Consider the following 23,908-nt stretch of genomic DNA (forward strand, 5'->3'; position numbering starts at 1 on the left):
GAGCCGTCCCGCAACGGTATGTTCGGGGCATGTCGCTCCGGCCCCCGCGCGTGCTCCTCGCGCTCGTCCTCGCCGTCCTCCTGGCCGGCTGCTCCTCGGGGGGCGGCGCCGCCCCCGTGGACCGGGCCCCGGCCCGTACGGCCGCCGCCGCGCCCACGAGCACCTCGGGACTCCCCGTCGTACGGACGTCGGAGCTGCCGCCCGAGGCGCGCAGGACGCTCGACCTCATCGCGCGCGGCGGCCCCTTCCCGTACGCCAAGGACGGCGCCGTCTTCTCGAACTTCGAGCGCGTCCTGCCCCGGCGCGAACGCGGCCACTACCACGAGTACACCGTGAGGACCCCCGGCGAGCGCGACCGGGGCGCCCGGCGCATCGTCACCGGGCGGAGCGGAGAGACGTACTACACGGACGACCACTACGAGACGTTCCGGGAGGTGGTCGCGGATGAGGATCGATGACGCCGTCGTCCTCGACCTGCACGGCGTGACCGACAAGACCGCCTTCATGAACCGCTGCGTGCGCGCGCTGCCGCTGCCCGTCTGGTTCGGCCGCAACTGGGACGCCCTCGCCGACTCCCTCGCCGACATGCGCGAACCCATGGCGGTCGTCGTGACCGGCTGGCAGGCTTACGCCGAGGCCAGTCCCCAGGACTGGGCCATCGCCCAGGAGGTCTTCTCGGCGGCGACCCGGACCAGCTCCGAAGGCCTCGCGGTCCTCCTCTCGCTCGGCCATTTGGAGGATCCGACAGCACCTCCTGCCCAAGGCTCGGACGATTCGCCCGCACCGCCTGTGCCACCCCCCGTGGGACAATGAACTACGTGCTTTTTCCCCTGGCTGAAATGCCTAGGGGCCGATCCGAACGACTGGGATGTCAGCACGTGCGTTTCCTCAATGACGTCAAGCCGCCCTACGACCTGACGTACGACGATGTGTTCATGGTGCCGAGCCGCTCGGCCGTCGGCTCCCGCCAGGCCGTGGACCTCTCCTCCCCGGACGGGACCGGGACGACGATCCCGCTCGTCGTGGCCAACATGACCGCCATCGCCGGCCGCCGGATGGCCGAGACCGTCGCCCGCCGCGGCGGCCTGGTCGTCATCCCGCAGGACATCCCGATCGAGGTCGTCACCGACGTCATCTCGTGGGTGAAGAGCCGCCACCACGTGCTGGACACCCCGATCGTCCTGGCGCCGCACCAGACCGTCGCCGACGCCCTCTCCCTGCTCCCCAAGCGCGCCCACGACGCCGGTGTCGTCGTCGACGAGAACCGCCGCCCGGTCGGCGTCGTCACCGACGCCGACCTCTCCGGCGTGGACCGCTTCACGCAGCTCTCCGAGGTCATGTCCAAGGACCTGCTGCTCCTGGACGCCGACATCGACCCGCGCGAGGCCTTCAACACCCTCGACGCCCACAACCGCCGCTACGCCCCGGCCGTGGACGCGGAGGGCAAGCTCGTCGGCATCCTCACCCGCAAGGGCGCCCTGCGCGCGACCCTCTACTCCCCGGCCGTCGACGACCGGGGCCGGCTCCGCGTCGCCGCCGCCGTCGGCATCAACGGCGACGTGGCCGGCAAGGCCAAGCAGCTGCTCGACGCGGGCGTCGACACGCTCGTCATCGACACCGCGCACGGCCACCAGGAGTCGATGATCAGCGCGATCCGCACCGTGCGCGCGCTCGACCCGCAGGTCCCGATCGTCGCGGGCAACATCGTCGCCGCCGAAGGCGTCAAGGACCTCATCGAGGCGGGCGCGGACATCATCAAGGTCGGCGTCGGCCCCGGCGCCATGTGCACCACCCGCATGATGACCGGCGTCGGCCGGCCGCAGTTCTCCGCCGTCCTGGAATGCGCCGCCGAGGCGAAGAAGTACGGCAAGCACGTCTGGGCCGACGGCGGCGTCCGTCACCCGCGCGACGTCGCCATGGCGCTCGCCGCCGGCGCGTCCAACGTGATGATCGGCTCCTGGTTCGCCAGTACGTACGAGTCCCCCGGCGACCTCCAGCACGACGCCAAGGGCCGCGCCTACAAGGAGTCCTTCGGCATGGCCTCGGCCCGCGCCGTCCGCAACCGGACCTCCGACGAGTCCTCCTACGACCGTGCCCGCAAGGCGCTGTTCGAGGAGGGCATCTCCACCTCGCGCATGTTCCTCGACCCGCAGCGTCCGGGCGTCGAGGACCTGATCGACTCGATCATCGCGGGCGTCCGCTCCTCCTGCACCTACGCCGGTGCGGCCTCGCTCGCCGAGTTCGAGGAGAAGGCGGTGGTCGGCATCCAGTCGGCGGCGGGTTACGCGGAGGGCAAGCCCCTCCACGCCAGCTGGAGCTGACGCGCCCCTTTTCCGCGGCCGTGGGCCCCCGGGACTTCCGTCCCGGGGGCCCACGGCCGTCCACGGCCCCCGCCCCCGCGGCGAGCGCCCGCCACACCGGGCCCGGCTCCCCGCTGCGGCCTGCGCTCGCCGGACGGTGCCCACCGCCCCCGTCGCGGGCACACCCGTCGGGGCGGTGCCCACCCCGCGCCCCGTTGCGGGCGCCCTGCTGGGGCGGTGCCCACCCTCGCTCCCGCCCCCGTTGCGGCCTGCGCTCGCCGGTGCGGTGCCCGCCCCCACGCCCTCCGTTGCGGGCTGCGTCCGCCGGGCGGTGCCCGCCCCCCCGCCCCCGCCGTTGTGGGCGGTCGTTCCGCTGGGGCGAGGGGGGTCCCCCCTGCTCGAGCGAAGCCGAGAGCTTGGGGGAGGGTGGGCACAACGGACGGCGCCCTTGCCGGCGCCCGAGGCTGCTGTGCCTGGACCCGCACCGGAACGTGCGCCGCACGCGTGGTGCGGGTCGGGGCGCGGAACGCGGAGGCGCCGCTGAGGGGCGCCGTCCCGTGTGCCCACCCGTCCCGCCCTGCGGGACGATTGCCCACACGGGAGGGTGCGGGGAGGGGCAACGCCCCGCGCGGTGCGGGCCCCGCACGCGGGGCACCGGCCCGGTGGGCGCGGCCCGCGCCGGGGCCGGGTGCCGTGCCGGGGCCTGGGCCGCCGTGCCGGGGCCTGGGCCGCCGTGCCGGGGCCCGGGCCGCCGTGCCGGGGCGGAGGCGCTGTGTCAGGGCGGGGGCGGCCCGCGCCGGGGTGCCGCCTCGCAGGGCGGGCGCGCACGGGGGTGGCAGGGGGCGCCGTCCCGCAGGTGCGTGCCCGTACGGCGGGTGGGGGCCGGTCCCGCGGGCGTAGAGCCCGTCGGGGGGTCAGGGGCGGGGGTTCAGGATGCCGCGCAGCGCCTCCGCCACCGCCTCCGCCATCCGCGCGTGCCCCGCGTCGTTCGGATGCAGCCCGTCCGCCAGGTGCTCCGGGCCGAGGAGGGGGCGGCCGGGGAGGACGTGGAGGTGGGGGTCGCCCTCGGCGGCCAGGTCGCGGCCCGCCCGCTCCATGGCCCTGCGCAGCTCGGTGAGGGTGGCGCCGAGGGCGTTGCGGGTGTGCTCGGCCTCCGGGCGCAGGACCGGTGAGACGACGAGCAGCGGGGTCTCGGGGTGGCCCCGGCGGACGAGGGCGACGAAGGCGCGGACGGTGGCGTACAGCCAGTCGGCGGTGGCGGGCACCCGGGACCAGCAGTTGGTGCCGAAGGCGAGGGTGATGACCTCGCCGGGGAGCCGCGCCAGCTGCTCGGCGAGGGGCAGCTCGCCCCTGGCCCCGCCCGCGTACCCCAGGTTGACCGGGTCGAGGTCGAGGAGCCGCCCGGCCGTCGCGGGCCAGGAGCGCGCGGGGCGGGTCGCCCACCAGCCCTCGGTGATCGAGTCGCCGTGGACGAGCCAGCGGGGCCGGACCGGGGCGGGGGAGAGGGCGCCGCCGACGGCCCGCAGGGCGAGCGGCAGGGGCGCCTGGCCCTCCGGGAGGTGGACGGCGAACACACCGCCGCCCGGGGGCAGCGGGAGCCTGACGACGGCCTCGGGGGCCGGGTCGACGCACGTCTCGCCGACGAACCGGGTGCCCTGCCAGAGGGCGAAGCAGTGGCGCAGCCCGTGCAGGGGGTCGTCGGGCCCGGGGACGGTCGCCCGGTAGCGCAGCTCCACCGCGCGCGTGCCGGGCGCGGCCGTGAACTCGATCCGTACGCCGATGGGCAGCGCCGCCCGCTCGGCGATGTCCCACGGCAGCCGTGCGAGGTCGTCGGGGTCGGCGCGCACGGGCCGGTCACCGTCCAGCCAGGCCGTGCCGCGCAGGAACGGCGACGGGTCGAGCCACGGCACCGGGGCCTCCGGTCGTGGGGTGGTCTGGAGCTCGGAGCGTCGGTCATTCCCCATGAGGAGTCCATACGCGCGCGGGGGCCGCTTCACACCCGGATGTGTCGATTCATGCGGGGGCGCGCAATGTTTGCCCGTCTGCGCCCGAAGAGCGCAATGATCATTCGGCACTGCGCAACAACCCTGCATTACGACTGCGAACCTTTGCCCCTTAGGCTCGTGCCTCGTACCAGGAGTGGCGGCGACCGCCTGCTCGGCGGTTTCCGTCCCCCCGTGGGCCTGCCCAGGCATGCCCGTGCACCGCCGCGGTCGCCTCCTTACCCACAGGCAGCGATAAGGAGCCTCGGCAGTGCTGGACCACGGCGTAGCCCCACCGGTCGACGACACGACCATCCCGAAGACCTCCGCTCTCGGCGCGCTCGTCCGCCGCAAGCCGGTAGAACGCCTGGTCGACGAGGGCGGCCAGGGAGAGGGCGGCAGCCTTCGCCGCTCGCTCTCGATGTGGCAGCTGACCATGATCAGCATCGGTGCGACGCTCGGCACCGGCATCTTCGTCGTCCTCGGCGACGCCGTTCCGAAGGCCGGCCCCGCCGTCACCCTCGCCTTTGTGATCGCCGGTCTCACGGCGTTGTTCTCGGCGCTCTCGTACGCCGAGCTGGCCGGCTCCATACCGGTCGCCGGCTCCTCGTACTCGTACGCGTACGCAACGATGGGTGAACTCGTCGCCTGGGTCTGCGGCTGGTGTCTGGTCCTGGAGTACGGCGTCTCCGTCGCCGCCGTGGCCGTCGGCTGGGGCGAGTACCTCAACGAGCTGCTCGACGGCACGATCGGCGTCACCCTCCCCGAGGTGCTCTCCTCGGCTCCCGGCGAGGGCGGTGTCATCAACCTGCCCGGTCTGATCGTCGTGATGCTCGCCATGGTGTTCCTGCTCGGCGGCGCCCGCGAGTCCGCCGTCGTCAACACGATCATGGTCGGGGTGAAGATCGTCACCCTCGTGATCTTCTGCGCCATCGGCTTCATGGGCTTCAAATCGGGCAACTACCGGGACTTCATGCCGCTCGGCATGACCGGCGTCGGCGCCGCGAGCGCCACCCTCTTCTTCTCGTACATCGGTTTCGACGCCGCCTCCACGGCCGGCGAGGAGGCGAAGAACCCCAAGCGCGACCTGCCGCGGGCGATCATGCTCTCGCTGCTCATCGTCACCGTGCTGTACGTCCTCGTCGCGGCCGTCGCCGTCGGCGCCTGGCACTGGAAGGCCTTCGAGGGCTCCGAGGCCACGCTGGCCGCGATCATGAACGACGTCACCGGTCAGACCTTCTGGGGCACGATGCTCGCCGCCGGCGCGGTCATCTCCATCGCCAGCGTCGTCCTCACCGTGCTCTACGGCCAGACCCGCGTCCTCTTCGCGATGGCCCGCGACGGCCTGGTCCCCAAGGTCTTCGGCAAGGTCAACGGCAAGACCGGCACCCCGCGCGTCAACACGGTCATCGTGTCGCTCTTCTGCGGCGCGCTCGCCTCGGTCATCCCGCTCGGCAAGCTCGTGGACGCGACCAGCATCGGCACCCTCTTCGCCTTCGCCCTGGTCAACATCGCGGTCATCGTGCTCCGCTACACCCGCCCCGACATGCCGCGCACCTTCAAGGTGGCCCTCGGCCCGGTCTTCCCGGTCCTCGGCTTCCTCTTCTGCGCCTACAACATGTTCAGCCTCGACGCCGTCACCTGGAAGGTCTTCGGCGCGTGGATGGCCGCCGGGCTCGTGTTCTACTTCCTGTACGGCATGCGCCGCTCCCGACTGGCCACGGCCCCGGCCCTGGCAGAGGCTCCAGCAGAGAAGTGATCCACCCGTAGTGCGACTCAACGACCTCGACGAACGCATCGTCCACGCCCTCGCGGAGGACGCCCGCCGCAGCTACGCCGACATCGGCTCGCTCGTCGGCCTCTCCGCGCCCGCCGTGAAGCGGCGTGTGGACCGGCTCCGGGCCGAGGGCGCCATCACCGGCTTCACCGTCCGGGTGGACCCGGCGGCGCTCGGCTGGGAGACCGAGGGCTTCGTCGAGATCTACTGCCGCCACAACACCTCGCCGGAGGACATCCGGCGGGGTCTGGAGCGGTACCCCGAGGTGGTGTCCGCGTCGACCGTCACCGGTGACGCGGACGCCGTCGTCCAGGTCTTCGCCTCGGACATGCGCCACTTCGAGCGCGTCCTGGAGCGCATCGCGGGCGAGCCCTTCGTGGAGCGCACCAAGTCCGTCCTGGTGCTCTCGCCGCTGCTGCGGCGCTTCTCCTCGGGCTCGCCGGCGTAAGGGCCGCGCGGCCGGGACGGTGCGGGTCGTGGTTCCCGCACCGTCCCTCCGCCCCGCCTACCCCCGTGGGGCGGTCTATTCGGTCGGGTACTCGAGCTGCCAGGGCAGGACGTGGAAGTCGCCCGTTCCGGCCCGCACCTTCTCGAAGGGCGGCATGCTCTGGCACGGCGGCAGCTCCGTGGTCTGGCCCCGGGTCATCCAGCTGTAGCCGAGCCGGTCGTGCCTGCCGAGGTCGTGCACCGACACGCCGACCCGCTTGTTCCGGAATCCGTCCACGTCGGTCTCGGTGACGACCCCCGTCACCACCGCGACCTTCCCTCCGGTGACCAGGCAGTCGACCTTCGCCACCGCGTAGCCGCCCCTGCCGTCCTTGTAGTGGCTGAACCGGAAGGTTCCGGTCGCCGACTCGGGATCCTTGTTGTCCTTCGCCGCCAGGTGCGCGTCGAAGCCGAACGTGATGTCGTCCCCGGCCGGCCGGTACAGCTTGGCGGTGCCGGTCAGCGCGGCGGCCTCCCTGACGGTGGCCGCGGCCGGTGCGGGAGCGCCGTTCCCCGAGGCGACGGCGACACCCCCCGCCCCCAGGGTGAGCAGCACGGCGGCGGCTACGGCGACGATCTTCGTGCGACGGTTCATCGTGGTCCCTTTCGGCAGGTCGTCCGGCAGGTCTTCCGGACGACCACCACTCTTCCGCCCGGGGTGCGCCCGGGCGTCAGGCCGCGGAAGGGTCCTCGTCTCCGCCGCGCGGCGGGGCAGGCGTACGACCCCGGGCGGAGCCGTACGCAACGAATCGACGTGTCGGCCGCCGATCGCGCAACGGTTCGACGGTCGGTCCGCAACGCTGCCGCCTTGTCCCGGTGGAGCGCGAAACCGTACCGTTTTTGACGTCTTCCCCCTGTACTTTCGACCGCCGAGGATCGCCGATGCCCGCGCTGCGCACCGCCCTGCTCCAGAGCTCCGGTGAGCTCGGTGACGTGGCCGCCAACCTCAAGATCCTCGACGAGGCCGCCGCCCGTGCCGCGGCCGCCGGCGCGGACCTGCTGCTCGCCCCCGAGCTCTTCCTGACCGGCTACGCCATCGGCGCCGACATCGCGCGCCTGGCCGAGCCGGTCGACGGCCCCTCCGCCCGCGCCGTCGCGGCCGTCGCCGTGCGCCACGGCCTGGCCGTCGGCTACGGCTACCCGGAGCGGGACACCGAGCGGCACGGCGTCCTGTACAACTCCGCGCAGCTCATCGGCGCCGACGGCGCCCCGCTGCTGCGGTACCGCAAGACCCACCTCTTCGGGGACTTCGAGCTGAAGTGGTTCACCCCCGGTGACCGCCCCGTCGTTCAGACCGAGCTCGGCGGACTCACCGTCGGCATGATGATCTGCTACGACGTCGAGTTCCCCGAGAACGTCCGGGCGCACGCGCTGGCCGGCACGGACCTCCTCCTCGTGCCGACCGCGCTCATGCACCCCGCCGAGGTCGTCCCCCTGTCCGTGGTGCCGGTCCGCGCCTTCGAGAACCAGCTCTACCTCGCGTACGCCAACCGGACCGGCCCCGAGGGCGACTTCGAGTTCGTCGGCCTCTCCACCCTGGCCGGCCCCGACGGCACCGCCCGGGCCCGCGCCGGACGCGGCGAGGAGCTCGTCCTCGGCGACGTCGACCCCGCCTTCCTCGCGGCCTCCCGCGCGGAGAACCCCTACCTGCGCGACCGGCGCCCGGGCCTCTACGGCTCCCTCGTCTGAGCCGCCGCCCCACCCCCCTCCCCGCCTCACCTTTTTCCGTGCAAGGAGTCCGTACCCCATGACGTCCACGGTGCCCACGACCGCCGTCCCGCACAGCGACGGCCAGCCGCCGATCACCATGTTCGGTCCGGACTTCCCGTACGCCTACGACGACTTCCTGGCCCACCCGGCCGGGCTCGGCCAGATACCGGCCACCGAGCACGGCACCGAGGTCGCCGTCATCGGCGGCGGTCTCTCCGGCATCATCGCCGCGTACGAGCTGATGAAGATGGGCCTCAAGCCCGTCGTCTACGAGGCCGACCAGATCGGCGGGCGACTGCGCACCGTCGGCTTCGAGGGCACCGGCACCGAGGGCCTCACCGCCGAGATGGGCGCCATGCGCTTCCCGCCCTCCTCGACCGCCCTCCAGCACTACATCGACCTGGTCGGCCTGGAGACCAAGCCCTTCCCGAACCCGCTGGCCGAGTCGACCCCGTCGACCGTCGTCGACCTCAAGGGCGAGTCGCACTACGCCATCACCGTCGACGACCTCCCGCAGGTCTACCGCGACGTGATGAACGCGTGGAACGCCTGCCTCGACGAGGGCGCCGACTTCTCCGACATGAACCAGGCCATGCGCGAGCGCGACGTCCCGCGCATCCGCGAGATCTGGTCGAAGCTCGTCGAGAAGCTCGACAACCAGACCTTCTACGGCTTCCTCTGCGACTCCGAGGCCTTCAAGTCCTTCCGCCACCGCGAGATCTTCGGCCAGGTCGGCTTCGGCACCGGAGGCTGGGACACCGACTTCCCCAACTCCATCCTGGAGATCCTCCGCGTCGTCTACACCGAGGCCGACGACCACCACCGCGGCATCGTCGGCGGCTCGCAGCAGCTGCCGCTGCGCCTGTGGGAGCGCGAGCCGGAGAAGATCGTCCACTGGGCGCCGGGCACCTCGCTCAGCTCCCTGCACGACGGCACCCCGAAGCCGGCCGTGACCCGGCTGAACCGGACCGCCGGCAACCGGATCACGGTCACCGACGCCTCCGGCGACATCCGCACGTACCAGGCGGCGATCTTCACCGCCCAGTCCTGGATGCTGCTCTCCAAGATCGCCTGCGACGACTCGCTCTTCCCGATCGACCACTGGACGGCGATCGAGCGCACCCACTACATGGAGTCCTCGAAGCTCTTCGTCCCCGTGGACCGGCCCTTCTGGCTGGACAAGGACGAGGAGACCGGCCGGGACGTCATGTCGATGACGCTGACCGACCGGATGACCCGCGGCACCTACCTCCTCGACGAGGGCCCGGACAAGCCGGCCGTCATCTGCCTCTCGTACACCTGGTGCGACGACAGCCTGAAGTGGCTGCCGCTCTCGGCGAACGAGCGGATGGAGGTCATGCTGAAGTCGCTCGGCGAGATCTACCCGAAGGTCGACATCCGGAAGCACATCATCGGCAACCCGGTGACGGTCTCCTGGGAGAACGAGCCCTACTTCATGGGCGCCTTCAAGGCGAACCTGCCGGGCCACTACCGCTACCAGCGCCGCCTGTTCACGCACTTCATGCAGGACCGGCTGCCCGAGGACAAGCGGGGCATCTTCCTCGCCGGCGACGACATCTCCTGGACGGCCGGCTGGGCCGAGGGCGCGGTGCAGACGGCGCTCAACGCGGTCTGGGGCGTGATGCACCACTTCGGCGGCGGCACCGACGCCACCAACCCGGGCCCGGGCGACGTGTACGACGAGATCGCCCCGGTCGAGCTGCCGGAGGACTGATCCCCGGCACGGACCGCGAGGTCAGGGCCCGGTGAGGGGCGTGAGCAGCATCCGCCCCACCAGGCCCACCGACCGGTCGAGGCGTTCGGTGAACTCCTCGGCCAGGTCGGGCAGCCGCCGCAGCTGCCACAGCGAGCGGGCGGCGAGCCAGGCCCCGTCGCGGGCCCGGTCCAGGCTCCAGCAGCCGAGCAGGTGCGTGAGCGGGTCCGCGACCTCCAGGAGGTCCGGGCCCGGCATCAGTTCCTCCCGGATGCGCTCCTCCAGGAGGACGAGGACGTCGCCGACCCGGTCGAACTCGTCCTCCAGGTCGGCCGGCGCGCACTCCAGGATCCGGCAGGCGTCGACCACCGCGAGCGCCAGGTCGTGGCCGATGTGGGCGTTGATCCCGGCGAGCGCGAACTGCAGCGGCCGTACGCCGGGATGGCGCCGGTAGTGGAAGAGGGGCCGCCAGCAGGCCGGCGCGGGACGGCCGCCGGCGACGGCGTCGACCGCCGCGAGATAGCGCTCGGCGAACCGCACGTCGAGGGTCGCGGCGGCCCGCCGGTCGGCGAAGGTGCCCGCCTCGATGGCGTGGCCGATCTCCTCGGTGACGGTCAGGTAGACCCGGTTGAAGACGGCGACCCCGTCGGCCGGGTGCCAGGCCGAGCGGAGCGCCCGCATCCGGTCCACCACGGGGTCGACCGCGACGAACTGGCCGATGTGGGGTCCGGTCTGCTGTTCGATCTGCTGGGTCTGCGCCATGGGGGCAGGCTCCCAGCCGCCGGGCCGCGGAGGGGTCTCCTCGGGCCCGGCTTCCCCAGAACGGGCGAATCACTCAGTTCTTCGACGCGTCGTCCGCGTCCGTCTCGTACGAGCTGGTGCCGGCGTCCAGGAGCGGTTCCTGCGTCTTGAGGTGGGCCGGGGCGAAGGCCCGCAGCACGTGGTAGCCGGTGATGACGACGATCGTGCCGAGCGCGATGCCGCCCAGTTCGAAGGTGTCGGTGAAGGTCAGCTTCACGCCGCCGACGCCGATGATGATGCCGGCGGCGGCCGGGACCAGGTTGAGCGGGTTGCGCAGGTCGACCCCGGCGTTGATCCAGATCTGGGCGCCGAGCAGGCCGATCATGCCGTAGAGGATCACGGTGATGCCGCCGAGGACGCCGCCGGGGATCGCGGCGACGACCGCGCCGAACTTGGGGCAGAGGCCGAAGAGCAGCGCGAAGCCGGCGGCGGCCCAGTAGGCGGCGGTCGAGTAGACCCGGGTCGCGGCCATGACGCCGATGTTCTCGGAGTACGTGGTGTTGGGCGGGCCGCCCACGCCGGTCGAGAGCATGGACGCGACGCCGTCGGCGGCGATCGCGGTGCCGAGCCGGTCGTCCAGCGAGGCGCCGGTCATCTCGCCGACGGCCTTGACGTGTCCGGCGTTCTCCGCGATCAGCGCGATGACGACGGGCAGCGCGACCAGGATCGCGGACCACTCGAAGCTGGGGCCGTGCAGGGACGGCAGACCGACCCAGTCGGCCTTGGCGACGCCGGAGAGGTCGAGCCGCCAGTGGTCGGTGACCTGGCCGCTCGCGGACTGCGAGTGGATCCGGCCGAAGACGAGGTCGAAGATCCAGGAGATGCCGTAGCCGAAGATCAGGCCGAGGAAGATCGCGATCCGGGACCAGAAGCCGCGCAGACAGACCACGGCCAGACCGGTGAACAGCATCACCAGCAGGGCCGTCCACTGGTCCTGGGGCCAGTACGTCGACGCGGTGACCGGAGCCAGGTTGAAGCCGATCAGCATGACGACCGCGCCGGTCACGATCGGCGGCATCGCCGCGTGGATGATCCGTGCGCCGAACCTCCGGACGGCGAGGCCGGCCAGGAAGAGCACCCCGCCGACGACGAAGACCGCGCCGGTGACGGTGGCGCTGGTGCCGCCCGAGGCCCGGATGGCGGCGGCGACGCCGACGAAGGAGAGCGAGCAGCCCAGGTAGGACGGGACGGTGCCGCGGGTCGCGAGCAGGAAGATCGCGGTGGCGACGCCGGACATCATGATCGCGAGGTTCGGGTCGAGGCCCATGAGCACCGGGGCGACGAACGACGCCCCGAACATCGCGACCACGTGCTGGGCGCCGAGGCCGACCGTGCGGGGCCAGGAGAGCCGCTCGTCCGGGCGGACGACGGCTCCCGGAGCGGGTGTTCTCCCGTCGCCGTGCAGGGTCCAGCGCACGCCGAGGTTCATGAGGTCGCTCCCGTTCTCCGGTTCCGGCGGCCGCGTCGGGACCGCAAAAGATCAGCCACATGCTATGTGCCGCCGCCGGACCCGGGCCTTCGGGACGCCGGGCCCGTGCGCTACCCCACCGGCCCGGGGCTCTTCGCGGGCGCGGGCTTCCCCGAGGCCGTCTCCCGTCCTCCGGTCCTGAGCACGCCCGCGCCGAGCACCAGCCCCAGGGCCAGCAGGGTGACCAGACCGAAGGAGAAGACCAGCGAGGTCGCGTCGGCGATGCCGCCGATCGCCGAGGGGGCGATGAGGCCCGAGGTGTACGTGATGGTGGCGACGCCCGCGATGGCCTGGCTCGGGTTCGGGCCGCTGCGCCCGGCGGCGGCGAAGGCCAGGGGGACGACGACCGCGATCCCGAGCCCGATCAGCCCGAATCCGGCCATCGCGACGGCGGCGTGCGGGGCGAGGACCACCAGGACCCCGCCGAGGGTGGCGACGGCGCCCCCGACCCGTACCGTACGGACCGCCCCGAAGCGGTCCACCACCCGGTCGCCGGCGAGGCGCGCCACCGCCATCGTCAGCGCGAAGGCGGTGGTGGAGGCGGCCGCGAGCCCCGCCGAGGTGTCCAGCTCGTCCCGGAGGTAGACGGCCGACCAGTCGAGGCTGGCGCCCTCGGCGAAGACCCCGCAGAAGCCGATGGCGCCGATGACCAGCGCGGACCTCGGCGGCAGCGAGAAGCGCGGCGGCGGTTCCTCCTCCGGGGCGCCGCGCACGTCGAGCACGCCCTGGCAGAGGACCAGGCCGAGCGCGGTGAGCGCGAGGGCGGCGATCAGGTGGTGCAGCCGGGCGTCGCCGCCGAGGTGGGCGGCGACCGTGCCGGCGGCGGAGCCGAGCAGGGCTCCGGCGCTCCACATGCCGTGCAGGCTCGACATGATGGACTTGCCGAGCCGGTTCTCGGTCTCGACGCCGAGCGCGTTCATCGCCACGTCGGACATGCCCGCGGTCGCCCCGTACACGAGGAGCGCGCCGCACAGTCCCCAGACGTTCGGGGCCAGCGAGGGCAGCGCGAGCGAGAGGGTCCACAGGGCGAGCAGGCCGCGCAGCGCCGTGCGGGCGCCGAAGCGGTGGGAGACGGCCCCGGCGAGCGGCATCGCGAGGGAGGCGCCGAGCGCGGGGAAGGCGAGTGCCAGCCCGAGTTGTCCGGCGCTCACGCCCGCGTGCTCCTGGATCCAGGGGATCCGGGTGGCGAAGCTGCCGGTGACCGCGCCGTGGACGCAGAAGACGCCGGCGACGGCGAAGCGCGCCCGCCGGAGGCGATCGGTGCTGGTGACGGTCTCCGCCGCCATGGGCCCTCCCTGGGGTCATGGTGTGCCGGGGGCGTGCGCACGCCGGGGCATGCGCGTGCCGTGGTGTGCCGCGTAAACTATCAGGAACCCTGCCTGATAAATAGACCGCGGAAGGCGATTCCGCTCCCCGCGCGTCTGAGAGGATCACCGCATGGCCGCATCCCCGAGCACCGCACGGGCCATCAACGACCGGCTCGCCCTGCGACTGCTCCAGGACGAAGGCCCGTTGACGGCCACTCAGCTCAAGACGCTCACCGGACTCTCCCGCCCGACCGTCGCCGACCTCGTCGAGCGGCTCCGGGACTCCGGTCTCGTCCACGTCGTCGGCGAGGCCGGAGCCGACCGCCGCGGTCCCAACGCCAAGCTGTACGGCATCGTCGCCGACCGCGCCCACCTGGCCGCCCTCGACGTCCGCACCCGCTCGGTCTCCGTCACCGTCGCCGACCTCCTCGGCACCACGCTCGCCGAGGCCTCCGTCCCCGTCGGCGACGACAGCGGCACGGGACCCGCCGTCGAGAAGGCGGTCGCGCTCCTGGAGCGGACCGTGGGGGAGGCGGGCGCCGACCGCCTGCACAGCGTCGCCGTCGGCGCCCCCGGGCTCATCGACCCCGCCACCGGCGAACTGCGCGACTCCTCGGGGCTGCCCGCCTGGCACCGTCGGCTCGTCGGCGTCCTCCAGGAACGGCTGCCCGCCCACGTCCTCGTCGAGAACGAGACCAACCTCGCCGCCGTCGCCGAGCTCCGCGAGGGCGCGGCCCGCGACCGCGAGGACTTCGTCCTGCTCTGGCTCGGCCAGGGCGTCGGCGCCGCCGTCGTCCTCGACGGCCGGCTGCGCCGCGGAGCCTCCGGCGGCGCGGGGGAGATCGGCTTCCTGCCGGTTCCCGGCACCTCCGGACTCCCCTCGGCCACCGGCTGCGACGGCGGCTTCCACGAGCTGGCCTGCGCGGCGGCCGTCGGGACCCTCGCCGCCGCCCACGGGCTCGACCCGGCCGACGCGCTCGCCTCGGGGCACGGCCCCTTCCTCGACGCCCTGGCCCGCCGCCTCGCCGTCGGCACCGCCGCCGTCGTCTCCGTCCTGGACCCCGGCTGCGTGGTCCTCGCCGGGGAGACCGGCCACGCGGGCGGCGCGGAGCTCGCCGCGCGCGTGGAGGCGGAACTGGGGGGACTCTCCCCCCTCCGCACGGAGGTCCGCCCGACCGCCCTCGGCGACGCGGCGGTCCTCCGCGGCGCCCTCCTCCGGGCACGGGACGCGGCCCAGGACGAGCTGTTCCCGTAGGCCGGGGCCCGAGGAAGCGGGAACGCGAGGGGCGAGGGGCGAGGAGCGAGGGCGCGTGGCGTCGGAGCGCCGGACGTCGGGACGTCGGGCGTCGGAACGCGGGGAGCCGGGACGCCGCCGCACCCGGGCCCGGCGCCGGAACGCCACCGCGCCGCGCCCCGGACAGGGGGGGGCGCGGCGCGGTGGGCCCGGCGGCGGCAAGGGCCGTGAGCGTCGCCGCCGGGGGTCGTGGGAGGGGTGCGTCAGCGAGGCGTCGGCCCGCCCGGGCTCAGCAGGCGCCGAGGTCCTTCCAGACGCCCCAGTCGCCGGTCGTGCCCGGCTCCTCGTTCTGGGTCCACCACTGGGCCTTCCAGGTGTGGCCCTTGTGGGAGACGAGCGAGCCGCCGGTGTAGACCTGGCCGGCCACGTACGCCGGGGCGGTGCAGCCCGTGGTGGGCGGCGGGGTGGTGGGGGGCGTGGTGGGAGGCGTGGTCGTGGGCGGAGTGGTCGGGGGCGTGGTCGGCGGGGCGGTGGTGCCCGGCTCCACGACCGTCGTGCCGCGCGCCAGGTCACCGGCGAGGGCGTACGTCGTGCCGTTGACGTTCACCGTCCAGTTGGAGGGGGTGGACACCGGCAGGTAGTAGTTGAAGGCCAGGTCGATCGTCGCGCCCGGGGCCAGCGACTGCCAGGCGGGGAGCTTCAGGGAGACGCGGTGGAAGTCGCCCTTCAGGCCGCCCACGTTGGAGCCCGTGTGGTCGCTGCTGATGACCTTCGTGCCGAAGCCGGACTGGTCGGAGGCGTTGCCCGGCGCCGAGGTGCCGTAGTCGAACTGGAACTCCGTGCCGCCGGGCAGGGTCGTCGCCGTGTTGTTGGTGATCTTGATCTTCGGCGTGATCGGGTAGTTCGAGTCGCCCAGCTTGAACTCGGTGAACTGCGTGTCGATCTTCACGGCCTGCGTCGGCAGCGCCTTGTTCGACTTCTTCGCGCCGTACGGGGTGGCCGCCTTGAACTTGTCGTACATCAGCGAGGTGAGCGTGGAGCCCATCTCGTACTGTCCCTTGGCGGCGTTCCAGGCGTAGTCGCCGGCCATCTCCCAGACCATGGTGCCGCCGATGCCGCGGGCGACCACGTAGTCGGCCTTCGCGGCCACGGACTGCTCGTCCTCGGTGGAGAGGAAGACCTTCTTCTCGGCGTTCCACAGCCACGGCGCGACCAGGGTCGCGTCGTACTTGCGGGCGTAGGTGCCGGTCAGCGTGGTGTTCGCCGGGAAGCCGTACTGGGTGACGTAGTCGCCGACGATCCCCTTCTCGAGGTTCTTGGCGTGCCACATCGGGTTGGAGCCGGCGGGGGACTCGGCGCCGTTGGTGTCCTTGTCGTGCCAGAGGTTGTCGATGCCGGTGGCGCCGTCGCCGCACTTGGTCAGGCCGGACCCGGCCGGGCAGGTGGTCGCGGAGGCCTTGCCCCACAGGCCGTCGGTGCCGCCCTGCACGTTCTTGTGGCCGCGGGTGTAGTAGGGCAGGCCGATGTTGATGCGGCCGGCCGGCATGGAGCCGCGGAAGTAGTGGTACGCCCAGTCGGTGTTGAGGTAGCCGAGGGAGCCGTACTGCGAGGAGCCGTAGACGTTGGCCGCGGCGAGCTCGCCGTCCTTGCCGTCGTCGAAGAGGGAGGCGTTGGGGCCGACGTACTCGTTCCAGGCGCCGTGCAGGTCGTAGGACATGATGTTGACGTAGTCCAGGTACTTCTGCATCTGGAACGTCTCCATGCCGCGCAGCAGGTAGCCGGAGGAGGGGGCGGCGACGGTCAGCAGGTAGTGCCTGCCGTCGGCGGCACCGGCCGTGTCCAGCTTCTCGCGCAGGGACTTCATGAGGGCCGCGTAGCCCTGCACGAGTCCGGCGCGGCGCGCGTTGGCGAGCTGCCAGTCCAGCGGGTTGCCGGCGTCCTTCATCGTGGTCGGGTACTCGTAGTCGATGTCGACGCCGTTGAACCCGTACTTGCGGATGAAGTCGACGGCCGAGGTCGCGAAGGTGTCGATCCCGGCCTGGTTGACCGAACCGTCGGCGTTGGTCGCCATCGAGTAGAAGCCGCCGGAGTTCACCCGGTCGCCGTTGTCGGCGAAGTAGCCGCCGGTCTCCGCCCAGCCTCCGACCGAGATCAGCGTCTTGACGTTCGGGTGCTGCTTCTTGAACTTGTTGAGCAGGTTGAAGTGGCCCTTGTAGGGGTACGCGGGGTCCATCTCGGCGCCGGCGACACCGGGCCAGGTCATTCCGGTGGCGGCGTTCTCCGGGCCGTCCGTGCCCACGGAGAGCCTGTTGTCGCCGCCGACGTGGCCGAAGGCGTAGTTGATGTGGGTGATCTTGTCCCACGGAATGTCCTTGGCCAGGTACGCGGGCTGGCCGTTCTTGCCGGTGCGCCAGCCGGTGAAGTAGCCGATGACCCGGCGCTGGTGGTCCGCGCCCATCTTCTCGCGGCCCTCGGTGTCGTAGACCGAGCAGTACGGGACGTCGACGCCGGGCGTCTTGTAGAGCCCGTCGGGGCGACAGGACTCGTTGTCGGCGGCGTACGAGACGCCGCCGGAGAGCGAGCTGAGCAGCAGCCCGGCGACGGCGGCACCGGACGCGAGCAGCGAGGCTCTCTTGGTCGTGGGGGACAGCACGATCGGGTCCTCCTCGGGGAGGGGAAGAAAACACGCAACGAACAAGGGGGTGGTACGTGTTGGGCCCGGGGAGTGCGCACGCCGACGGACCGTTACCTCGGAGGTGACACGGAGATTAAGAGGACTAGACCAGTGCGTCAATAGGTCTGGACCACAAGGGCCCTTCAGGGGAGCCTGTGAGCCAGCCCACAGGGTTCCGGCCGCTCGCCCCTCGCGGGCCGTGGCACACTGGCCCTGTATCAGCAGCAGCGCACTCCGGGGTCGGTGTAATTCCGAACCGGCGGTATAGTCCGCGACCCGTCCGCAAGCCAGCGGCCGGTTGACCAGGTGAGATTCCTGGACCGACGGTGAAAGTCCGGATGGGAGGCAGTGCGCGGCGGGCGACCCCTTCCAGGGGTGTGCCGGCCGTACGTCCGCTGGTCGCCGCAGTTCGTCGGCGTACCCGTGGACCTCCGGCCGTACCGGCGCACCCCGTGCGAAGCGTCGTACCCGCTCTCTGTCGTCATCGACAGGCCCCGGAGTCCGTGCCCGAAGAGGCAGGAGGACCCGGTGGCCCAGCAGGCCGACACCACCGCCATGCGACGCGCCGTCGAGCTCGCCGCACGCGCTCTCGGCGCCACCAGCCCCAACCCGGTCGTCGGGTGCGTCATCACCGACGCCTCCGGCCACCAGGTCGGCGAAGGCTTCCACCAGGGCGCCGGCGGCCCCCACGCCGAGGTCCACGCCCTGCGCGCGGCCGGTGTCCTGGCCCGCGGCGGCACCGCGTACGTCACCCTCGAACCCTGCGACCACACCGGCCGCACCGGCCCCTGCTCCCAGGCCCTGATCGAGGCCGGGATCAGCCGGGTCGTGTACGCCGTCGGCGACCCGAACCCGCAGGCCGCGGGCGGCGCCGCCACCCTCCGCGCCGCCGGGGTCGAGGTCGAGCAGGGCCTCCTGGAGGCCGAGGCCGAGGCCGGCAACATCGCCTGGCTCACCTCCGTGCGCCGCGGCCGCCCCTTCGTCCGCTGGAAGTACGCCGCCACCCTCGACGGCCGGATCGCCGCCGCCGACGGCACCTCCCGCTGGATCAGCTCCGCCGAGTCCCGCGCCGACGTCCACCGGCTGCGCGCCGAGGCCGACGCCGTCCTGGTCGGCGGCGGGACGCTGCGCACGGACGACCCGCACCTCGCCGTCCGCGGCGTCGAGAACGCCACCCAGCCGCTGCGGGTCGCCCTCGACACCCGCGCCGAGCTCCTGCCCACCGCCCGGATCCTCGACGACGCCGCGCCCACCCTGCTGGTCGTCGGCGAGGACGCCGACACCCGGCACCTGCCCGACGTCGAACTGCTCCGGCTGCCCCTGCACGACGGTCGCGTCGGCGTGCACGAGCTGCTCGCCCGGCTGCACGCGCGCGACGTCCGCTCCGTCCTCCTCGAAGGCGGCCCCACCCTCGCGGGCGCCTTCGTCGCCGCGGGAGCCGTCGACCAGGTCGTCGGCTACCTCGCCCCGGTCCTCCTCGGCGCGGGCCCCACCGCCCTCGCCGACGCCGGAATCTCCACCCTCACCGAGGCGTTGCGGCTCGACGTCACCGAGACCGCGCGCATCGGATCCGACCTCCGCATCACCGCCACCCTCAAGGGAGCCTGACCGTGTTCACCGGAATCGTCGAAGAACTGGGCGAGGTCGTCGCCGTCGAGCAGCTGGAGGACGCCTCCCGCTTCCGGCTGCGCGGCCCCCTGGTCACGGAAGGCGCCCAGCACGGCGACTCCATCGCCGTCAACGGGGTCTGTCTCACGGTCGTCGAGTTCGGCGACGGCGAGTTCACCGCCGACGTCATGGCCGAGACCCTCAAGCGGTCCAGCCTCGGCGCCCTCGAAGTCGGCTCCCGGGTCAACCTGGAGCGGCCCATGGCCGTCGGCGGCCGCCTCGGCGGCCACATCGTCCAGGGCCACGTGGACGGCACCGGCACCATCCTGGAGCGGACCCCGTCCGAGCACTGGGAACTGGTCAAGGTCGGGCTGCCCGCCCACCTCTCCCGGTACGTCGTCGAGAAGGGCTCGATCACGGTCGACGGCGTCAGCCTCACCGTTGTCGAGGTCGCCGACGACTGGTTCACCATCAGCCTCATCCCGACCACCCTCGACCTGACCACGCTCGGCACCAAGCAGTCCGGCGACCCGGTCAACCTCGAAGTGGACGTCATCGCCAAGTACGTCGAGCGGCTGCTCGGCACCGACGCCAAGGAGAACGAGAAGTGAACTGGCTCAACTCCGAGGCGTTCGCGGTCCTCGGCCAGCACATCATGTGGTCCGACATGATCGGCAACACGATCGGCCTCATAGCCCTCGCGCTCGGCTGGCGCCGCTCCATCCTCACCTGGCCCGCCCAGCTCCTCTCCGGCGTCATCCTCGTCGGCGCCTACGCCTCCGCCCACCTCTCCGGCGGCGTCGGCAAGCAGCTCCTCGTCATCGGCGTCGCCGCCTGGGGCTGGTGGCAGTGGAACCGCGGCAAGCAGCAGGCCCAGGACGGCTCCATCGCCGTCCGCTTCGCCACCTGGAAGGAGCGCGGACTGCTCCTGGCGGGCGCGGCCCTCGGCACCCTCGCCGTCGGCGGCCTCTTCACCCTCTACCCGTCGCTCTCCTGGAGCCCCTGGGCCGACGCGTACATCTTCGTCGGCACCCTCGTCGCGATGGTCGCCCAGGCCCGCGGCCTCGTCGAGTTCTGGTTCGCCTGGCTCCTCGTCGACCTCGTCGGCGTCCCGCTCGCCTTCGACAGCGGCCTCGCCTTCTCCGGCCTCGTCTACGTCATCTACTTCGCCCTCGTCATCTGGGGCATGCGCGACTGGTGGCTCCGGACGCGCACGACCTCCGCTCTGGAAGGAGCCACGGCATGAGCGCGCTTCCGATCTGGGACACCACCGACCTGGCCCTCGACCCCGTCGAGCAGGCCGTCCGCGACATCGCCGCCGGCCGCCCCGTCGTCGTCGTCGACGACGAGGACCGCGAGAACGAGGGCGACCTCGTCATCGCCGCCGAGAAGGCCACCCCCGAGATCGTCGCCTTCATGATGAGCGAGTGCCGCGGCCTGATCTGCGCCCCCATGGAGGAGGAGGAGCTGCGGCGCCTCGAACTCCCGCAGATGGTCGAGCACAACACCGAGTCGATGCGCACGGCCTTCACCGTCTCCGTGGACGCGTCCCCCGCCCACGGCGTCACCACCGGCATCTCCGCCGCCGACCGCGCCACCACCCTGCGGATGCTGGCCTCCGGCCGCCACGAGCCCGGCGACTTCGTCCGCCCCGGCCACATCTTCCCGCTGCGGGCCAAGCCCGGCGGCGTCCTCGCCCGCAACGGACACACCGAGGCCGCCGTCGACCTCGCCCGCCTCGCGGGCCTCCGCCCGGCCGGCGCGATCGTCGAGATCGCCGGCGAGGACGGCGTCATGCTCCGGCTGCCCGAGCTCGTCCCGTTCGCCCGCAAGCACGGCCTGACGATCATCTCCATCGAGGACCTGATCGCCTACCGCCGCTCCGCCGAGCCGACCGTCCGCCGCGAGGCCGAGGTCCAGCTCCCCACCGCGCACGGCGAGTTCACCGCGTACGGCTACCGCTCCACCGTCGACGGCGTCGAGCACGTCGCCCTCGTCCACGGCGAGATCGGCGACGGCGAGGACGTCCTCGTCCGGGTCCACTCCGAGTGCCTGACCGGCGACATCTTCCAGTCGCAGCGCTGCGACTGCGGCCCCCAGCTGCAGGCCTCCATGGAGCGGATCACCGAGGCCGGGCGCGGCGTCGTCGTCTACCTGCGCGGCCACGAGGGCCGCGGCATCGGCCTGCTGTCCAAGCTGCGCGCGTACGAGCTCCAGGAACGCGGTCGCGACACCCTCGACGCCAATCTGGAGCTCGGACTGCCCGCCGACGCCCGCGACTACGCGGCCGGCGCGCAGATCCTCGGGGACCTCGGCGTCCGCAGCCTCCGCCTGCTGACCAACAACCCCGACAAGATCGACGCCCTCACCCGGCACGGCCTCCGGGTCGAGGGCCGGGAGCCCATGCCGGTCCAGGCCGGCGAGCACAACCTCCGCTACCTGCGCACCAAGCGGGACCGGATGGGCCACGACCTGCCCTGGCTGGACGGCTCCCCGGCCTCCACCTGCGGCAACCAGTAAGCACGTACGTACGAAATCGGCTAGGAGAGACATGAGCGGCAAGGGCGCACCCGTCCTCAGCGTGAAGAACTGCGGCGACCTCCGGGTCGCGGTCATCGCGGCGCAGTGGCACGAGAAGATCATGGACGGTCTCGTCGACGGCGCCCTGCGCGCCCTCAGCGAGCTCGGCATCGACGAGCCGACGCTGCTGCGCGTCCCCGGCAGCTTCGAGCTCCCGGTCGTGGCGAAGGTCCTCGCGGGACGCGGCTACGATGCCATCGTGGCGCTCGGCGTCGTCATCCGCGGCGGAACGCCGCACTTCGAGTACGTGTGCCAGGGCGTCACCCACGGCCTCACCCAGGTCTCGATCGACACCGGCGTACCCGTCGGATTCGGTGTCCTCACCGTCGACAACGAGGAGCAGGCGCTCGACCGGGCCGGCCTCGAAGGATCCTCCGAGGACAAGGGCCACGAGGCCGTCACCGCCGCCGTCGCCACCGCCACCACGCTGCGCACGGTCAGCGAACCCTGGCGCTAGTCACGCGACCCTCACCCCGTACTCTTAGGACCATCATGGCGAACAAAACCTTCGAAGAGCTCTTCGCGGAGCTCAAGCTCAAGGCAGAGACCGGCGACCCGGCCACCTCCCGCACCGCGGAACTGGTGGACAAGGGCGTCCATGCCATCGGCAAGAAGGTCGTCGAGGAGGCCGCAGAGGTCTGGATGGCCGCCGAGTACGAGGGCAAGGAAGCGGCCGCCGAGGAGATCTCGCAGCTGCTGTACCACGTCCAGGTGATGATGGTCGCCCGCGGGATCTCGCTCGACGACGTCTACGCCCACCTCTGAGCACCACCCGGAAAAGCTCCACACCCTCCCCAGAACTCCCAGGCAAAGGAAGCCCACCCCATGCTGCGCATCGCCGTCCCCAACAAGGGTTCCCTCTCCGGACCTGCGTCGGCAATGCTCCATGAGGCCGGCTACCGCCAGCGCAAGGAGTCCAAGGAGCTCGTGGTCATCGACCCCGACAACGAGGTCGAGTTCTTCTACCTGCGGCCGAAGGACATCGCGATCTACGTCGCCTCCGGGAAGCTGGACATCGGCATCACCGGCCGTGACCTGCTCCTGGACTCCGGAGCCAGCGCCGAGGAGATCCTCGCGCTGAACTTCGGCCGCTCCACCTTCCGCTACGCCACCCGCCCGGGCACCGCGAACGGCCCCGAGGACTTCGGCGGCATGACGATCGCCACCTCCTACGAGGGCATCGTCGCCAAGCACCTCGCCGACCAGGGCATCGACGCCTCCGTCGTCCACCTCGACGGCGCCGTCGAGACCGCGATCCAGCTGGGCGTCGCCCAGGTCATCGCGGACGTCGTGGAGACCGGCACCAGCCTGCGCAACGCGGGCCTGGAGGTCATCGGCGAGCCGATCCTGACCTCCGAGGCCGTCGTCGTCCGCCGCCACGGCGCCTCGGACGACCACTCGCAGGTGCAGCAGTTCATGCGCCGCCTCCAGGGCGTCCTGGTCGCCCGCTCGTACGTGATGATGGACTACGACTGCCGGGCCGAGCACCTGGAGCAGGCCGTCGCCCTCACCCCCGGCCTGGAGTCGCCGACCGTCTCCCCGCTGCACAACGAGGGCTGGGTCGCCGTCCGCGCGATGGTCCCCGCCAAGGAGGCGCAGCGGATCATGGACGACCTGTACGAGATCGGTGCCCGCGCCATCCTCACCACCGCCATCCACGCCTGCCGCCTCTGACGGCCGACAGGCCCGCACGCACCTTCAGGCACCTTCAGGCACCGAGGAACCCCCGATGTCCCAGACCGCACCGCCCGCCCTCCCGGTCACCTTCCGGCCCGGGCGCACCCGGGCCGTCCTGCTGACCATGAGCGTCGCGATCTTCGTGGTCATCACCGCCGTCGCGATGATGCTGGAGCGGCTGGGGCCGGGGGAGCGCGCCACCTTCGTCTTCACCGCCGCGCTGCTGTCCGGGGTCCTCGTCCTGCTCAGCCGCCCCAAGGTCGTCGCCGACGACGAGGGCGTCACGGTGGTCAACATCGTCAGGACCCGGCGCCTCGCCTGGGCGGAGATCCTCAAGGTCAACCTCCGCCCCGGCGACCCCTGGGTCTTCCTCGACCTCAGCGACGGCACCAGCCTTCCGGCGCTCGGCATCCAGCCCGGCATCGCCAGGGAAGCGGCGATCCGCGACGCCCGCGCCCTGCGGGCCCTCGCGGACAGTCACGGGACGGGCTCGGAAACCCGCTGAGACCCCGGGACGGACCGGGGCGAACCCGGGTCCGTCCCCCATCCGGGGCCGACCCCCTGCCCCTCGCGGCGTTCCCATGACTACT

22 protein-coding genes and 1 riboswitch are annotated in these 23,908 nt (G+C 72.4%); of the genes, 16 read left to right on the forward strand and 6 right to left on the reverse strand.

The window, feature by feature from the left end:
* Positions 1–29 precede the first annotated feature (29 nt).
* From IE180_RS29285 to IE180_RS29295, 3 genes are all read left to right on the forward strand, one after another.
* Positions 30–458, forward strand: coding sequence for a guanyl-specific ribonuclease (locus tag IE180_RS29285; RefSeq protein WP_190159969.1), 429 nt, complete (start codon positions 30–32; stop codon positions 456–458).
* Positions 445–813 (forward strand): barstar family protein, encoded by a 369-nt coding sequence (locus IE180_RS29290; protein ID WP_190159970.1) that lies wholly within the window; start codon positions 445–447, stop codon positions 811–813. Before IE180_RS29285 ends, IE180_RS29290 begins: the two co-directional genes overlap by 14 nt.
* Before the next feature lie 65 nt (positions 814–878).
* Entirely contained in the window at positions 879–2,321 is a 1,443-nt protein-coding gene (locus tag IE180_RS29295; RefSeq protein ID WP_190159971.1) for a GuaB1 family IMP dehydrogenase-related protein, read from the forward strand.
* Between the two features lie 893 nt (positions 2,322–3,214).
* Here IE180_RS29295 and IE180_RS29300 read toward each other — a convergent pair.
* On the reverse strand, positions 3,215–4,264 hold the full coding sequence (locus IE180_RS29300; RefSeq protein ID WP_229861001.1) for a GDSL-type esterase/lipase family protein: 1,050 nt from the start codon (positions 4,262–4,264) through the stop codon (positions 3,215–3,217).
* A gap of 289 nt (positions 4,265–4,553) precedes the next feature.
* Between IE180_RS29300 and IE180_RS29305 the strand changes: the two genes are divergently transcribed.
* A complete protein-coding gene (locus tag IE180_RS29305; RefSeq protein ID WP_190159972.1) occupies positions 4,554–6,041 on the forward strand; it encodes an amino acid permease in 1,488 nt (495 codons plus the stop codon).
* Positions 6,042–6,051: 10 nt separating this feature from the next.
* Positions 6,052–6,507: an Lrp/AsnC family transcriptional regulator gene (locus IE180_RS29310; RefSeq protein WP_030691274.1), complete on the forward strand. Its 456-nt coding sequence runs from the start codon at positions 6,052–6,054 to the stop codon at positions 6,505–6,507.
* 75 nt (positions 6,508–6,582) lie between these two features.
* On the opposite strand, the gene IE180_RS29315 is transcribed toward IE180_RS29310, so the two are convergent.
* Complete coding sequence (locus IE180_RS29315) at positions 6,583–7,140, reverse strand: Repetin (protein ID WP_190159973.1); 558 nt, start codon at positions 7,138–7,140, stop codon at positions 6,583–6,585.
* Positions 7,141–7,427: 287 nt separating this feature from the next.
* Here IE180_RS29315 and IE180_RS29320 point away from each other — a divergent pair, with 287 nt between their 5' ends.
* Together IE180_RS29320 and IE180_RS29325 are read left to right on the forward strand one after the other, a co-directional pair.
* Positions 7,428–8,234, forward strand: a complete 807-nt coding sequence (locus tag IE180_RS29320) for a carbon-nitrogen hydrolase family protein (protein WP_190159974.1) — start codon at positions 7,428–7,430, stop codon at positions 8,232–8,234.
* 58 nt (positions 8,235–8,292) lie between these two features.
* A complete protein-coding gene (locus tag IE180_RS29325) occupies positions 8,293–9,990 on the forward strand; it encodes a flavin monoamine oxidase family protein (protein WP_190159975.1) in 1,698 nt (565 codons plus the stop codon).
* Positions 9,991–10,011: 21 nt separating this feature from the next.
* Here IE180_RS29325 and IE180_RS29330 read toward each other — a convergent pair whose 3' ends face one another.
* From IE180_RS29330 to IE180_RS29340, 3 genes are all read right to left on the reverse strand, one after another.
* Entirely contained in the window at positions 10,012–10,731 is a 720-nt protein-coding gene (locus IE180_RS29330) for a DUF5995 family protein (RefSeq protein WP_190159976.1), read from the reverse strand.
* Positions 10,732–10,804: 73 nt separating this feature from the next.
* On the reverse strand, positions 10,805–12,199 hold the full coding sequence (locus tag IE180_RS29335; RefSeq protein ID WP_190159977.1) for a uracil-xanthine permease family protein: 1,395 nt from the start codon (positions 12,197–12,199) through the stop codon (positions 10,805–10,807).
* A 110-nt stretch (positions 12,200–12,309) separates the two neighbouring features.
* Positions 12,310–13,524: an MFS transporter gene (locus IE180_RS29340; protein ID WP_190159978.1), complete on the reverse strand. Its 1,215-nt coding sequence runs from the start codon at positions 13,522–13,524 to the stop codon at positions 12,310–12,312.
* A gap of 151 nt (positions 13,525–13,675) precedes the next feature.
* On the opposite strand from IE180_RS29340, the gene IE180_RS29345 reads away from it, so the two are divergent.
* Positions 13,676–14,800, forward strand: coding sequence for an ROK family transcriptional regulator (locus IE180_RS29345; RefSeq protein ID WP_190159979.1), 1,125 nt, complete (start codon positions 13,676–13,678; stop codon positions 14,798–14,800).
* Positions 14,801–15,068: 268 nt separating this feature from the next.
* Here the strand turns inward: IE180_RS29345 and IE180_RS29350 are convergent, their stop codons facing one another.
* Positions 15,069–17,432 carry a chitinase C-terminal domain-containing protein gene (locus IE180_RS29350; RefSeq protein WP_190159980.1) on the reverse strand — a complete coding sequence of 788 codons (2,364 nt, stop codon included), beginning with the start codon at positions 17,430–17,432 and terminating at the stop codon, positions 15,069–15,071.
* A gap of 246 nt (positions 17,433–17,678) precedes the next feature.
* A riboswitch (FMN riboswitch) is annotated at positions 17,679–17,809 on the forward strand.
* Positions 17,810–17,981: 172 nt separating this feature from the next.
* On the opposite strand from IE180_RS29350, the gene ribD reads away from it, so the two are divergent.
* Genes ribD through IE180_RS29390 form a run of 8 tightly spaced genes read left to right on the forward strand, consistent with a single transcriptional unit; the run spans position 17,982 to position 23,823 of the window.
* Entirely contained in the window at positions 17,982–19,061 is a 1,080-nt protein-coding gene (gene ribD, locus IE180_RS29355; RefSeq protein ID WP_190159981.1) for a bifunctional diaminohydroxyphosphoribosylaminopyrimidine deaminase/5-amino-6-(5-phosphoribosylamino)uracil reductase RibD, read from the forward strand.
* Between the two features lie 2 nt (positions 19,062–19,063).
* Entirely contained in the window at positions 19,064–19,672 is a 609-nt protein-coding gene (locus IE180_RS29360) for a riboflavin synthase (protein WP_190159982.1), read from the forward strand.
* Between the two features lie 44 nt (positions 19,673–19,716).
* On the forward strand, positions 19,717–20,307 hold the full coding sequence (locus IE180_RS29365) for a nicotinamide mononucleotide transporter family protein (RefSeq protein ID WP_190160032.1): 591 nt from the start codon (positions 19,717–19,719) through the stop codon (positions 20,305–20,307).
* The gene (locus IE180_RS29370) at positions 20,304–21,581 is read left to right on the forward strand and encodes a bifunctional 3,4-dihydroxy-2-butanone-4-phosphate synthase/GTP cyclohydrolase II (protein WP_190159983.1); all 1,278 of its coding nucleotides are present in this window, start codon (positions 20,304–20,306) and stop codon (positions 21,579–21,581) included. The genes IE180_RS29365 and IE180_RS29370 overlap by 4 nt, the downstream gene beginning before the upstream one ends.
* A 31-nt stretch (positions 21,582–21,612) precedes the next feature.
* Positions 21,613–22,098 (forward strand): 6,7-dimethyl-8-ribityllumazine synthase, encoded by a 486-nt coding sequence (ribH, locus tag IE180_RS29375; protein ID WP_024760819.1) that lies wholly within the window; start codon positions 21,613–21,615, stop codon positions 22,096–22,098.
* 35 nt (positions 22,099–22,133) lie between these two features.
* Positions 22,134–22,406: a phosphoribosyl-ATP diphosphatase gene (locus IE180_RS29380; protein ID WP_030551960.1), complete on the forward strand. Its 273-nt coding sequence runs from the start codon at positions 22,134–22,136 to the stop codon at positions 22,404–22,406.
* 60 nt (positions 22,407–22,466) lie between these two features.
* Positions 22,467–23,315, forward strand: a complete 849-nt coding sequence (gene hisG, locus IE180_RS29385; RefSeq protein ID WP_190159984.1) for an ATP phosphoribosyltransferase — start codon at positions 22,467–22,469, stop codon at positions 23,313–23,315.
* Between the two features lie 55 nt (positions 23,316–23,370).
* Complete coding sequence (locus IE180_RS29390; protein WP_190159985.1) at positions 23,371–23,823, forward strand: PH domain-containing protein; 453 nt, start codon at positions 23,371–23,373, stop codon at positions 23,821–23,823.
* Positions 23,824–23,908 lie beyond the last annotated feature (85 nt).

This window comes from Streptomyces litmocidini, from assembly GCF_014649755.1.
GTDB lineage: Bacteria > Actinomycetota > Actinomycetes > Streptomycetales > Streptomycetaceae > Streptomyces > Streptomyces litmocidini.